The sequence below is a fragment of the Acinetobacter sp. ESL0695 genome (genome assembly GCF_029392135.1).
GTDB lineage: Bacteria > Pseudomonadota > Gammaproteobacteria > Pseudomonadales > Moraxellaceae > Acinetobacter > Acinetobacter pollinis.
Genome location: NZ_CP113932.1, coordinates 1,170,463 through 1,183,510, shown reverse-complemented (window position 1 = coordinate 1,183,510; position 13,048 = coordinate 1,170,463). Strand labels below are relative to the sequence as shown.

Sequence of the window (13,048 nt, the reverse complement as noted above, 5' to 3'; positions counted from 1 at the left end):
TACTTGTTCAATAAATTGCCATGTGGTTACGGTGAATCATTTCAAATGAACGAACCTCACCCAACACTTGTTGTACTTTTTCTGAAGAAAGCCCCTTCACAATATCGGCATAGCGTGAACTAAAATTTACTATACCTACAGCAACTCGTTTACCTTTTAAATCTACACACTCTACAACATCCCCACGTTCGAATTCGCCTTCAATAAAACGAACACCAACAGGTAGTAAGCTACGGTGTTTTAATGTAATAGCTTCAACCGCACCATTATCTAAAACTAAGCATCCGGCTGTTTGAGAGTGTGCTGCAAGCCACTGTTGACGTGCAGTAATTGGATCGCTATCTGCAACAAATAATGTTCCAAGCTCATCTCCTGCCATAAGCTTAGATAGCACTTCGTCACGCTCTCCACTTGCAACAATGGTTGGGCAACCAGAACGCGCGGCTAACCGTGCAGCTTTTACTTTAGTCACCATACCACCAGTTCCTAAAGCACCACCTCCACCAGCCATGCTAAACAATTCTTCATCTAATGCAGGTACTGTAGACAGTAGTTGTGCATCAGGATTTGAGCGAGGATCTGCATTAAACATACCCTGTTGATCAGTCAAAATAATAAGTAAGTCTGCATTGACCTGACCTGCAACCATGGCTGCAAGCGTATCATTATCACCAAACTTAATATCACCTGTAGATACCGTATCATTTTCATTAATGACTGGAATCACACGCCAATCTATTAAATGTTGTAATGCGTCGCAAGAGTTTAAATAGCGTTGACGATCCGTCAAATCGTCATGTGTTAATAAAACTTGTGCAGTTTGAATATCATGTTCTTCTAAAATAGAAGACCATGTCTGCACAAGTCCCATTTGACCAATAGCTGCACATGCTTGGAGACTAGGTAGGTCTGAGGGTCGCTCGGTAAGTTTCATACGAACCATGCCTTCTGCAACAGCACCAGAAGAAACAAGAATAATTTCATGTCCAGCGTTATGCAATTTGGCAATCTGATGCACCCAATGGGTAATTGCATCAATATCTAAACCTTGGCCATTTGCCGTAAGCAAGGATGAGCCAATTTTAACAACGATTCGCTTACAATTTTCGAGCTGGCGTTGCCCATCTACTACCTTAATCATATCTCCTCAATCGTACTTAACGTACGTAATATACTTCCATTTCGTTATCATCATCGTCATTGTCGTCGTCTTCATCGTCTAAACCTAAACGTTGCGCACGACGCTGTGCACGATATGCTTCTTTAGCCGCAAGTGTTTGCTCACGAGTTTCTTCTTCTAATTGATCACGGAAAGCCTTCATTTGTGCAGCATACTCAGGATCTTCAAGCTCTCTTTCACGCTGTTGCTCAATTTGATCCATTAAGTAATACACAACTTCTTTAGTACCACTTTCTAGTAGACCTGAAGTCTTAAATGTCGGACCATCCCACTGTAATTCATTTAGAATATAGTCACACCATTCGTCACGTGTTGCTTCATCCAATTGATCAAGTTTATTTAAAACAAGAACAACTGGAAGCTTCGAAAGTGTTGGTGAGAATTTTTTCAGTTCATTCAGAATTGCTTTTGCATTATGTGTAGGGTCAGAACCATCAATAGGTTGCACATCGACAATATGTAAAAGGATTCTTGTTCTTGCAAGGTGTTTTAAGAAACGAATACCTAAACCTGCACCATCTGAAGCGCCTTCAATAAGCCCTGGAATATCAGCCATAACAAAAGAGCGATGACGGTCTGCATCGACAACACCTAAGTTAGGTACCATTGTAGTAAATGGATAGTCAGCAACTTTTGGTTTTGCAGCAGAAACTGCACGAATAAATGTAGATTTACCCGCATTTGGCATTCCAAGTAAACCTACGTCTGCAAGAACTTTCAGTTCTAAACGAATTTCTCTGAATTCGCCTTTAATACCTGTCGTAAATTTACGTGGTGCGCGGTTCGTAGAAGATTTGAAATGTGTATTTCCTAAACCACCATTGCCACCTTGTGCAACTAAGACACGTTGGCCTTGCGCTACTAGATCACCAATGATATCACCTGAATCTGTATCTACAATGGTCGTACCTACAGGAACATATAGTATAACGTCAGGTGCACCACGCCCTGCACAGTTTGCACCCGAACCATTTTTCCCACGTTCTGCACGGAATCTACGAGTATAACGGAAGTCAACTAATGTGCTGGTATTTTCATCGGCTTGTATGTATACACTTCCACCTCGACCACCATCGCCACCATCAGGCCCACCAAACGGTACAAACTTCTCACGGCGAAAACTGGCCACGCCATTGCCTCCGTCGCCAGCCTCTACGGTAATGACTGCTTCATCAACAAAGCGCATCTGCCAATCCTCTGATTCTATAAAACAAACTATTGTGGCATATTGTACCTGATTTCATGAATATTGATATGGTGAATTATTTTTATATCCGCATACTATTTACACGAACATGCATAAATTTAATAATTTTAGATGAAAATATGTTTTAACTGGCTTTATCTTGTTGCTTACGTGCACGCTTTAATCTCTTGGGAAGCTTTTCTACTTTTAGTAATAAATCTTCATGACGGCGTTGTTGTTTGTAAATATGGTAAACACCCTCAAAAACCAAAATCGCAACTGCACACCAAATTGGAATATAAGTAAATAATTCAGCACCACTAATTTTTTCTCCGATCATGAGTGAAGCGAGTGCTAGTAATACAGGCTCTAAATAGCTAAGTAGTCCAAATAAAACCATAGGTAAATATCGACTTGCTAAAATATATGAGCCCAATCCAATAGCACTTAATATACCCAGTCCAGTAATAATAAAAATTAGATGTGATGAAAGTATGGTACCGAGTGAACCACCCTGCCAAGTAGATACAAAATAAATTGCTATAGGAAGTGCTAAAATATTATCTAACCAGAACCCACCTAGATGATCTGTTTTTATAATTTTACGTAAAAAGAAGTAGGCAGAATAACCAAAAGCAACCAGTGCAGTTTCCCAAGCAATGCTTCCAACTTTCCAAATTTCATGGCCTACACCTAAAATTGCACAAGCAACAGCAATTTTCTGAAAGTTAGATAATTTTTCTTTATAAAATAAAGCACCAATAAGTACGAGAACTAAAGGCAGTAAAAAATATCCTAAAGAAACTTGCATGCCTCTACCATGCATAGGCCCCCATAAGAACAACCACAATTGAAACCCACCCAATATCGCGGTTCCAATCACACCTAAAATAAGCTGAGGTTGTTTTAAAATTCTTTGAAAAATCTCTGAAATATAATGTAGGTCACGACTAAGCCACATAAATAAGGTGAGAAATGGTAAAAAAGAAATGACACGCCAACCAAACACCTGCGAACCATCAAAAGCATGTAATAGCTGACTATAGAAATATAAAATTCCAAACACACTAGAGGCTAAAACAGATAGCAAAATCCCTTTAAGCATATAAAACCTCTACTCCAAGCTGTAGAACGAAAAGTGCGTTAGGTTGGTATAACCTAACGCACTTAAACTAGATGATTTAGTTTTTAAAACCAAGTAAAAACCCAAATATATTTAGTCTAATATTCCCTTAAGAATTCAACTATCTTTCAGTTTGTTCTGTAATGTGTAAATCACTCACATCATATCCAATTTCTTTAGCATAATTTAAATACTCGTGCCAAACGTCTGGGTGAATATGAGGTGTTCTAGCAAGTATCCATAAATACTTCCTAGCTGGATCGCCCACCATGACTGTTTGATAGTTTTCATCAATTTTCAGCACCCAGTAATCACCTCGTCCTATAGGTAACCATCGTATTGAATCTGGAAGAAAACTTACTTTCAGTTGACTATCGTACGGCGGATTCATAATAAATGCCTCACCTTTAGCCACACTGCGAACATCGCCTTGTTTTAAGCATGAATTTTCAACATCTACGTTTCCATTCACATTTAATGTATAGGTTGCTTGTACATCTTTAAGGCATTGGCGTTGAAAATACATTGGTTTTCTAGCAATTTCATACCATGTTCCCAAATATTTAGTAAGGTCCAACTTATGTACAGCTGTGATCGGTGGTTTTACCGTTTGTGTATTGGCTTGCACAGCATTAAACAAGCACATTACACCAACAACCCCACCAATCAAACATAAAATTTTGTGACTTTTTTTCATCATTATATTCCTCACTTTATATTCAAAACATAGCGACAAACCAGACAGTAAACTACTTCTTTTATGTAAATCTCAAAATAGATCACTGTAAAAGATGAGATTTTAAAGTCACTATTTGATCACGTATTTTTGCAGCTTGCTCAAACTGTAGCTCTTTGGATGCTTTTAACATCTCTTTCTCAAGTTTTGCCAAATGCTTGGCCAGTAATTTAGGATCAGAAACAATATGCTGTTCATCTGCACTTAGCTTAGAATTTACTGGAATATCTACAGGTATTTCATCATCAAATACTTCACCAGTATCAATCTCTTTAACTACCTGTCTAACAGCACTTCGTGGCGTAATGCCATGTTCTTCATTAAAGGCCAACTGCTTTTCACGACGACGTTCGGTTTCATCCATTGCTTTTCGCATTGAGTCAGTAATGCGGTCTGCATATAAAATAGCTTTACCTTTAATATTACGCGCAGCACGACCTATAGTTTGAATGAGTGAACGCTCTGATCGCAAAAACCCTTCTTTATCTGCATCTAAAATTGCAACAAGCGAAACCTCTGGCATATCTAACCCCTCACGGAGTAAGTTAATACCGACTAAAACGTCATGAATACCAGAACGTAGTTCATGAATAATTTTAACACGCTCTACGGTATCAATATCTGAATGTAAATAAGCAACTTTAATCCCATATTCTTTTAAATAAGAAGTTAGATCCTCAGCCATCCGTTTAGTCAAAGTTGTAATCAAAACACGCTCATCTTGCTCACGGCGTAAATTAATTTCAGACAACACATCATCGACTTGTGTTAATACAGGGCGTACTTCTATTTCAGGGTCAATTAATCCTGTTGGTCGAACGACTTGCTCTACCACCTGTTCTGCATGCTCTAACTCATATATTGCAGGCGTTGCACTCACATACAAAGTCGTTGGAGTAATACGTTCCCACTCTTCAAACTTCATAGGACGGTTATCCAATGCACTTGGTAAACGGAAACCATAATTCACTAAATTTTCTTTTCTAGAACGGTCACCTTTATACATTGCGCCAATCTGAGGAATTGTTACATGAGACTCATCAATAATTAACAATGCGTCTTCAGGAATATAGTCAAAAAGTGTTGGTGGTGCAGCACCTTCATCTCGACCAGACAAATGTCGTGAATAATTTTCAATCCCATTGGTATAACCAAGCTGTTGCATCATTTCTAAATCATAACGTGTTCTTTGCTCAATACGCTGTGCCTCAAGCAGTTTGTCATGGGCTTTTAAAAACGCTATACGGTCTTTCAGCTCATCTTTAATTGTACCAATGGCGCGTTGTAAATTATCTTTAGGCGTTACATAGTGACTTTTTGGATAAATCGTCACACGAGGTACTTTCCGAATCATTTTCCCATTAATTGGATCAAACCATCTTATTGAATCAACCTCATCATCAAAAAGTTCAATACGAATCGCATATTGCTCTGATTCTGCTGGAAAAATATCAATAATCTCTCCACGTATACGATAGGTCCCGCGTAAAAACTCCAAATCGTTACGTGTATACTGCATTTCTACCAATCGACGAATAATATCATCACGACTTGTACGGTCATTTTCGACAATATGCAATAACATCTGCATATATGCTTCAGGATCACCTAAACCATAGATCGCTGAGACAGATGCAATAATAATTGCGTCTTTTCTTTCTAATAATGCACGTGTGGCAGACAATCTCATCTGATCAATATGATCATTAATCGCAGCATCTTTTTCAATAAAAGTGTCTGAAGAAGGTACATAAGCTTCTGGTTGATAATAGTCATAGTAGCTTACAAAATATTCAACAGCATTATGAGGAAAGAAAGATTTAAACTCTCCATACAGCTGTGCAGCGAGTGTTTTATTATGTGCCATAATAATGGTCGGTCGTTGTAACTCTGCAATTACATTTGCCATAGTATATGTCTTTCCAGACCCTGTCACACCAAGTAACAGTTGATTCTTCATCCCCTTTTTTACACCTGATACGAGTTTTTCAATTGCCTGAGGCTGGTCTCCTGCTGGCTCATAGGTTGTTACAAGTTCAAAAGGTTGATGATCACTCACTCTTATCTCTCTTTATTTGTTTATAAGCTTTTATATATATTGTACTGATTTTTTAATCTTCAAGGATATATCTTGACGGATAGGTGGATCAATCACATTATAAAATGAAAAGAAAGTATCTGAATGAGTCTAAGCATGCGATATCAGTATCACGATGAACACATCATTAAATCTTTACCTGAAAACCATATTTTTGTTTTTGGAAGCGATTTAGCAGGAAGACATGAAGAAGGTGGTGCAAGAATTGCTCAACAGCATTTTGGTGCTGTAAAAGGTGTAAGTCGTGGGTGGATGGGACAAAGTTTTGCTATCCCTACTCTCGATCGAAGCTTGGCTCCACTTAGTTGTGAAGAAATTGCATCTTATATTGACGATTTTAAAATTTATACGCAAAACCATCTTTCAACAATGTACTTTATTACAGCTTTAGGCTGTGGTCTAGCAGGTAATCCCGTCTCTAAAATTGCGCCTCTATTTAAAGGTATTTCTAATAACGTTATTCTACCCGAATCATTTCAAGTTTTTTTAGAGGAAAATATCCAAACTATTTACCCACCTTTAACACAATCTTTTATCCATCAGTTTTTTATACAATATAAAGAAGAAACTGAGAAAAATTTACTAGAGATAGATGGAACCTATAAACCACTTATAAATAAAATTTTAGATGAAGATATCTTTCCAACCGATCGTTATGGAAGAAATAGAACATACGAAATTGATGATATTACTTATCAGGTCAAATCCAAGATTCCAGAGCTATACTCACCTGAAAATAAAGAGCAGTGGATTTCCAGTCTGATACTTATCTTTATGGAAATTTACGAATTTAATGAAAAGGACTTCATAGATTTATGGAAAGGGAAAAAAATATTAAAACATCCAATAGATCATTCATAAAACAAACTTAATAAAAAAGTGAGACAATGCTCACTTTTTATTTTTAATGGTACCGTGCATTTTAACCTTGACGAGCTTTAAATCGAGGATTTGACTTACAAATAACGTAAAGCTTTCCACGACGACGAACAATTTGACAATCTGCTGAACGGCGTTTTGCACTTTTTAGTGATGATAATACTTGCATAAAATAAACTCCATAAAGTATATGTTATAACATAACACAAGGTACTCTAAAAAAATAGAGGTTAATGAGAATTAATTTCAATAACCTCTATTGATATATTTAGCGCTTACCCATGGAGCGACGAGTTCCTCTAGGAGGCATCCAAGTCCGATCTGCATATTGTTCAGGTTTCGGTCTTACTTGATTATGTGCTTCTGTATCTTTGTCCATTTCATCTTTCTTCATAGGAAAAGGAAGTTTTACAGCAGGTTTTTTTGCTTTGGTCTGGCTCATATCACTTACAACATTCAATACATCTTTGGACTATTTTAATCTTTTTTTATGAAAATAACGAACTTTTAAATATATCATTTTATAGCAAAAGAAATATTAAATATTTTTCCTTACCCTTTTTCGCCATCTAAACCAAATTAATATGATTTTTATTAGATATATTTAAACTGAAAAAAATCACACAAATATGAACTATAAATAGAAAAAAATTCTAATGCTGCCCAAAATAAATAAAATATTGCGTAATATATTCTCATAAAATACTTCATAATAAATACTATCATTTAGCTTCAAAAGCTTATACCAACTAAAAAACTTTTTATGATCAGTGTGGTTCCCTATGGAATATTCAGCGTCTAACAACGATTCTATACCTACTACTCACAATTCAAAAACACGTGTTCTACTTGCAAGCCTAGTCGGGACAACCATTGAATTTTTTGACTTTTACATTTATGCAACCGCAGCCGTGCTGGTGTTTCCACACCTTTTCTTTCCTGCAAGTAGCGGTGGCGCAGCGACCTTACAATCTCTTGCAGTTTTTGCTGTTGCATTTATTGCTCGCCCTATTGGCGCAGCAGTATTTGGGCACTTAGGTGATCGAATTGGAAGAAAATCGACATTAGTTGCAGCACTTTTACTTATGGGGCTTTCAACTGTTTGTATTGGACTACTCCCAACCTATGCTCATATAGGTATTTTTGCACCGCTTTTGCTTATTATTTGTCGTTTATGTCAAGGACTTGGATTAGGTGGCGAATGGAGCGGTGCTGTTCTACTTGCAACAGAAAACGCACCAGAAGGAAAGCGTGCTTGGTATGGTATGTTTCCACAACTTGGCGCACCTATTGGTTTTATTTTAGCATCTGGCGCTTTTTTAATATTAGGTGCGACCATGTCGAACGAAAACTTTTTACAATGGGGATGGCGTATTCCATTTATTGCAAGTGCTGTTCTTGTCTTTTTAGGTTTATACATTCGCTTAAAATTACATGAAACACCTGCTTTTCAACGTGTTTTAACCAAACAGAAAGAAACAACAATTCCTTTTAAAACAGTTTTTTCCCAACATGGAAAAACGTTATTTCTAGGAACAATAGGCGCTGTGTGTACCTTTGTATTATTCTATTTAATGACCGTATTTGCATTAAACTGGGGGACAACTGCCTTAGGCTACTCACGTGCTGACATGTTAAAAATGCAACTTCTTGCGACGGTTTGTTTTGGTATATTTATTCCTATCTCTGCTATACTTGCAGAAAAATTTGGTCGTAGAAAAACTTCTATCTGTATTTGTTTTTTAGTTGCAGTTTTTGGACTTAGTTTCCAGTATTTCCTAGTACCCGATCAACCAGTGGTTATGACCATTTTCTTATGTATTGGATTATCTATCATGGGCTTAACCTATGGTCCTATCGGCACAATTTTATCTGAAATTTATCCAACTTCAATTCGCTATACAGGCTCTGCACTTTCTTTTAATTTAGCAGGTATTTTGGGTGCATCTTTTGCACCGCTTATTGCCAATAATCTTGCAACAAATTATGGCGCATCTTTTGTAGGCTACTATTTATGTGTAGCCGCTGTTTTGTCCTTACTGGCTTTTTCAGCAATTAAGGAAACTAAACACCAAAATATAGATTAAACATATAAAGCACGATACTTCTTTGTATCGTGCTTTGCTTAAAATGGTACAGGTGAAATAATGTTCAACTCCTGATCTTCAATAAATGGATGTATAAAAGACAACTTATGAGCATGCAAAGCCATTCGCTTAAATTCACACAAATGAGGCTCAGGATGATAAAACTGGTCACCACAAATCGGATGGCCTATATGCATCATATGAATACGCAACTGATGTGATCGTCCAGTAATCGGTGTTAACTGAACGCGTGTTATTCCTTTGATAGTATTATATTCCAAAGGTTTATAATATGTTTGCGCAGGCTTTCCTTCTGCTAAATCAATTTTCTGTTTAGGTCGATTTGGCCAATCTGTAATTAATGGTGCGTTTACTTCACCAGAAGTAGAAAGCTTTCCCTGAACCAAAGCTATGTATTGTTTTTCAACTGCACGCTTTTGAAAAATTTTGCTCATTGCAATTTCTGCATCGCGATGCTTGGCAAAAAGTAATATTCCAGATGTCGCCATATCTAAACGATGGGTTATTTTTATTGCTTGAAAGTTATGCTGTAGTCTCAAAAAAGCACTGTCATGGTGTTCAGGTAAACGTCCGGGTACAGATAACAATCCTGCTGGCTTATCTACAGCAATGAAATATTCATCTTCATACAGTACAGGTAGCTCACCCAATGGTGGCGTATAAATAAATTTTTCTTTTGTGATTACAGCCATAAATAACAGTCATTACAATATCGCTCAGCAAAATAGCAATCTGTGATTCTACTGTCAATCATTAGTCTAAGTAACGCCAAATACGATCGCGGTCTTGCTTTGCAATTGAAAATGTTAGTCCATTGTCTGCACGAACCAAGTGACTATTCATAGAATCGTATACGACTTTAAATAAAGTTCCCTTATCAAAAACTACGGGACTATATCCTTCTTTTTCTAAATTAATCGGCTCTAATAATTCAATAATAAGGTCAGCCATTTATATTTTCCACAAATTTTTAAATTACATTTTTATTATTCTATTCCGAGTTTTGCTAAAATCTCCCTCCATTATGTGTTCTTTTTAACTATTTTTGTTATTTTTTGTGAAATTTAATGCATTTTAATAGATTTTAGCAACCAAACCTTAATTTGGTTGCAGGATAATAATACATGCTCCTAGCATTACAATTAGACCACCACCAATATCCCACCATGTTAGTGGCATCTGATCGACAAATCTTAACCACAATAGTGCTGTGAAAACATAAATACCACCATAAGCTGCATATATTTTCCCAGATGCTGCAGGATGTAAGGTTAGCAGCCAGACAAATAGCAATAAGCTAATAATTGTCGGAATCCATAACCACTTCGTTTTATCTTGGTTAAACATGAGATATGGGAAATAGCATCCCAATATCTCAGCAATTGCAGTTACAAAAAACAGTCCAAAAACTTGCAAGGTTTTTAGAATATCGAAATTAAACATATCAACCTTATATGTGTACTAAGCAGGGGTCGTAATTTGATCCTCAAATATGGTCAGCTGCAACCCAACCGGACGATCATTTTCCTTTTTCACTGTCACTGCAACATTACCACCATTGTCTGCCAACTCTCCAAATAGAATCATTTCAGCCAATGGTTTTTTCAAATGCTCTTGAATAAGGCGTTGCATTGGACGGGCACCCATGAGGCGATCGTATCCCTCTGCAGCCATCCAATTACGTGCGCTCTCATCTACATCTAGAAATACTTTCTTCTCATCAAGTTGTGCTTGTAACTCCGTTAAGAATTTATCTACCACAGATTCTATAACACTCGGTGGTAGAGCTTTAAATTGGATTGTACTGTCTAAACGGTTTCTAAACTCTGGAGAGAAAGCTTTCTTCATTGCATCTTGGTTATCATTGCTATGATCTTGCTCCATAAACCCTATACTCGATCTAGAAATACTTTCAGCACCAATGTTTGTAGTCAGAACTAAAATTATATTTCGGAAGTCAGATTTACGACCATTATTATCTGTAAGTGATCCATGATCCATAATCTGTAAAAGTAGATTAAAAACATCGGGATGTGCTTTTTCAATCTCATCTAGTAACAGAATACTATGAGGATTTTTATGTACAGCATCAGTTAACAAGCCACCCTGATCAAACCCAACATAACCTGGAGGCGCACCAATTAAGCGTGATACAGCATGTCTTTCCATATATTCAGACATATCGAAACGAATAAGTTCTACACCAAGTAACTTAGCAAGTTGTTTAGTTACTTCTGTCTTACCTACACCTGTTGGCCCCGCAAAAACGAAACTTCCCACAGGTTTGTCGGGTGATTTTAGGCCTGCTCTAGACAACTTGATTGCAGAAGCCAATGCCGTAATTGCTTCATCCTGACCAAAAACAACACGTTTTAAATCACGCTCTAGATATTGCAAAACTGCTTTATCGTCTTTAGATACTGTTTTTGCAGGAATTCGCGCAATTTTAGAAATAATGTCTTCAATATTATCTACAGTAATTTGCGTATTTTCTTCTTCAGTTTTTAAACGTCGCTGAGCACCAGCTTCATCAATCACATCAATTGCCTTATCAGGCAGGAATCGATCGTTAATAAACTTAGAAGATAATTCGACAGCAGAAACCAGTGCCTGATCATCATATTTAACATGATGAAACTCTTCAAACTTGGATTTCAAGCCACGTAATATTTCAATTGTTTCACCAACACTTGGTTCATTTACATCAATTTTCTGGAATCGACGTGACAATGCATGGTCTTTTTCAAAAACTTGGCGATACTCTTGAAACGTTGTAGATCCAATACAACGCAACGTTCCATTGGCTAACGCAGGCTTAATCAAATTCGATGCATCCATCGTACTGCCCATACTTGAACCAGCACCAATAATCATATGAATTTCGTCGATGAATAAAATCGCATTTGGATTTTTCTTGAGTCCATTTAACAATTGCTTTAAACGCTTCTCAAAATCGCCACGATATTTTGTACCTGCAACCAATGCACCAATATCTAAACTATAAATTTCTGCCTGACTGAGTGGTTTTGGTGCTTTACCATTTACAATGAGCCACGCCAATCCCTCTGCAATAGAAGTTTTACCTACACCAGGATCGCCCACCAATAGCGGGTTATTTTTACGGCGACGACATAAAATCTGTGCTGCGCGCTCAACTTCTTTTTCTCGACCAATTAATGGATCCGTTTTACCTTTAGAAGCCTCGACATTCAAATTAACCGTATATACTTCAAGTGGGTTTGCAGCAGTAGATGTCGTATGTTCACCATCTAGTTCTTCTGTTTCACCTTCTACTTTTAGCTCTTCTTTGTTTCCGCCATGAGATAAATATTGTGTCAGTGTCACACGATTAATTTGATGACGTTTTAATAAATAAACAGCAAACGTATCTCTTTCAGAATACATTGCAACCAATACATCTGCACCCTCTACGGCTCTACTTCCACCACTCGATTGCACATGAAAAATCGCACGTTGTAAAATACGGTCAAAGCTTTCCGTTGGATGCGGTGCCTGCTCACTATTCTCAGCCAATTTAGGCGTATGTTTTTCAATATACTCTTCAAGCTCTTTTCTGAGCGTTGTAATGTCTGCCCCGCATGACTTTAATGCATTTACAGCAGAATCATTGTCTAATAATGCAAGTAATAAATGTTCAACTGTTAAAAATTCATGTCTTTTTTGTCTAGCTAAACTCACAGCCAAACGTAAAGATACCTCTAATTGACGACTAAGCAT

At 37.2% G+C, this 13,048-nt stretch carries 13 protein-coding genes; 2 read left to right on the top strand and 11 right to left on the bottom strand.

Going from position 1 to position 13,048, the window contains the following annotated elements:
* Nucleotides 1–7 precede the first annotated feature (7 nt).
* From proB to uvrB, 5 genes are all read right to left on the bottom strand, one after another.
* Nucleotides 8–1,141 (bottom strand): glutamate 5-kinase, encoded by a 1,134-nt coding sequence (gene proB / locus OZX61_RS05565; RefSeq protein WP_195772335.1) that lies wholly within the window; start codon nucleotides 1,139–1,141, stop codon nucleotides 8–10.
* Nucleotides 1,142–1,157: 16 nt separating this feature from the next.
* A complete protein-coding gene (gene cgtA, locus OZX61_RS05560; protein WP_277095572.1) occupies nucleotides 1,158–2,366 on the bottom strand; it encodes an Obg family GTPase CgtA in 1,209 nt (402 codons plus the stop codon).
* Nucleotides 2,367–2,511: 145 nt separating this feature from the next.
* Entirely contained in the window at nucleotides 2,512–3,471 is a 960-nt protein-coding gene (rarD, locus tag OZX61_RS05555) for an EamA family transporter RarD (RefSeq protein ID WP_195772333.1), read from the bottom strand.
* 139 nt (nucleotides 3,472–3,610) lie between these two features.
* The gene (locus OZX61_RS05550) at nucleotides 3,611–4,135 is read right to left on the bottom strand and encodes a lipocalin family protein (RefSeq protein ID WP_228284771.1); all 525 of its coding nucleotides are present in this window, start codon (nucleotides 4,133–4,135) and stop codon (nucleotides 3,611–3,613) included.
* 133 nt (nucleotides 4,136–4,268) lie between these two features.
* Complete coding sequence (gene uvrB / locus OZX61_RS05545; protein ID WP_277095571.1) at nucleotides 4,269–6,284, bottom strand: excinuclease ABC subunit UvrB; 2,016 nt, start codon at nucleotides 6,282–6,284, stop codon at nucleotides 4,269–4,271.
* A gap of 135 nt (nucleotides 6,285–6,419) precedes the next feature.
* Between uvrB and OZX61_RS05540 the strand changes: the two genes are divergently transcribed.
* Nucleotides 6,420–7,184 (top strand): hypothetical protein, encoded by a 765-nt coding sequence (locus tag OZX61_RS05540; protein WP_277095570.1) that lies wholly within the window; start codon nucleotides 6,420–6,422, stop codon nucleotides 7,182–7,184.
* Nucleotides 7,185–7,245: 61 nt separating this feature from the next.
* Here OZX61_RS05540 and ykgO read toward each other — a convergent pair whose 3' ends face one another.
* Together ykgO and OZX61_RS05530 are read right to left on the bottom strand one after the other, a co-directional pair.
* Nucleotides 7,246–7,371 carry a type B 50S ribosomal protein L36 gene (ykgO, locus tag OZX61_RS05535; protein WP_023272165.1) on the bottom strand — a complete coding sequence of 42 codons (126 nt, stop codon included), beginning with the start codon at nucleotides 7,369–7,371 and terminating at the stop codon, nucleotides 7,246–7,248.
* A gap of 99 nt (nucleotides 7,372–7,470) precedes the next feature.
* A complete protein-coding gene (locus tag OZX61_RS05530; RefSeq protein WP_195772329.1) occupies nucleotides 7,471–7,644 on the bottom strand; it encodes a hypothetical protein in 174 nt (57 codons plus the stop codon).
* A 340-nt stretch (nucleotides 7,645–7,984) separates the two neighbouring features.
* On the opposite strand from OZX61_RS05530, the gene OZX61_RS05525 reads away from it, so the two are divergent.
* A complete protein-coding gene (locus tag OZX61_RS05525) occupies nucleotides 7,985–9,289 on the top strand; it encodes an MFS transporter (protein ID WP_277095569.1) in 1,305 nt (434 codons plus the stop codon).
* A 38-nt stretch (nucleotides 9,290–9,327) separates the two neighbouring features.
* Here OZX61_RS05525 and OZX61_RS05520 read toward each other — a convergent pair whose 3' ends face one another.
* The 4 genes from OZX61_RS05520 to clpA form a co-directional block, all read right to left on the bottom strand.
* A complete protein-coding gene (locus tag OZX61_RS05520; RefSeq protein ID WP_277095568.1) occupies nucleotides 9,328–10,002 on the bottom strand; it encodes an RluA family pseudouridine synthase in 675 nt (224 codons plus the stop codon).
* 61 nt (nucleotides 10,003–10,063) lie between these two features.
* Nucleotides 10,064–10,261 (bottom strand): hypothetical protein, encoded by a 198-nt coding sequence (locus OZX61_RS05515; RefSeq protein WP_277095567.1) that lies wholly within the window; start codon nucleotides 10,259–10,261, stop codon nucleotides 10,064–10,066.
* Nucleotides 10,262–10,408: 147 nt separating this feature from the next.
* The gene (locus OZX61_RS05510) at nucleotides 10,409–10,753 is read right to left on the bottom strand and encodes a YnfA family protein (RefSeq protein ID WP_195771666.1); all 345 of its coding nucleotides are present in this window, start codon (nucleotides 10,751–10,753) and stop codon (nucleotides 10,409–10,411) included.
* Nucleotides 10,754–10,771: 18 nt separating this feature from the next.
* Nucleotides 10,772–13,048 (bottom strand): ATP-dependent Clp protease ATP-binding subunit ClpA, encoded by a 2,277-nt coding sequence (clpA, locus tag OZX61_RS05505; protein WP_277095566.1) that lies wholly within the window; start codon nucleotides 13,046–13,048, stop codon nucleotides 10,772–10,774.

Excerpts from the sequence above, each read along its gene's own strand:
- proB (WP_195772335.1), bottom strand. The coding sequence starts at position 1,141 with ATGATTAAGGTAGTAGATGGGCAACGCCAGCTCGAAAATTGTAAGCGA.
- cgtA (WP_277095572.1), bottom strand. The coding sequence starts at position 2,366 with ATGCGCTTTGTTGATGAAGCAGTCATTACCGTAGAGGCTGGCGACGGA.
- rarD (WP_195772333.1), bottom strand. The coding sequence starts at position 3,471 with ATGCTTAAAGGGATTTTGCTATCTGTTTTAGCCTCTAGTGTGTTTGGA.
- OZX61_RS05550 (WP_228284771.1), bottom strand. The coding sequence starts at position 4,135 with ATGTGCTTGTTTAATGCTGTGCAAGCCAATACACAAACGGTAAAACCA.
- OZX61_RS05540 (WP_277095570.1), top strand. The coding sequence starts at position 6,420 with ATGCGATATCAGTATCACGATGAACACATCATTAAATCTTTACCTGAA.
- ykgO (WP_023272165.1), bottom strand. The coding sequence starts at position 7,371 with ATGCAAGTATTATCATCACTAAAAAGTGCAAAACGCCGTTCAGCAGAT.
- OZX61_RS05530 (WP_195772329.1), bottom strand. The coding sequence starts at position 7,644 with ATGAGCCAGACCAAAGCAAAAAAACCTGCTGTAAAACTTCCTTTTCCT.
- OZX61_RS05525 (WP_277095569.1), top strand. The coding sequence starts at position 7,985 with ATGGAATATTCAGCGTCTAACAACGATTCTATACCTACTACTCACAAT.
- OZX61_RS05520 (WP_277095568.1), bottom strand. The coding sequence starts at position 10,002 with ATGGCTGTAATCACAAAAGAAAAATTTATTTATACGCCACCATTGGGT.
- OZX61_RS05515 (WP_277095567.1), bottom strand. The coding sequence starts at position 10,261 with ATGGCTGACCTTATTATTGAATTATTAGAGCCGATTAATTTAGAAAAA.
- OZX61_RS05510 (WP_195771666.1), bottom strand. The coding sequence starts at position 10,753 with ATGTTTAATTTCGATATTCTAAAAACCTTGCAAGTTTTTGGACTGTTT.
- clpA (WP_277095566.1), bottom strand. The coding sequence starts at position 13,048 with ATGCTTAGTCGTCAATTAGAGGTATCTTTACGTTTGGCTGTGAGTTTA.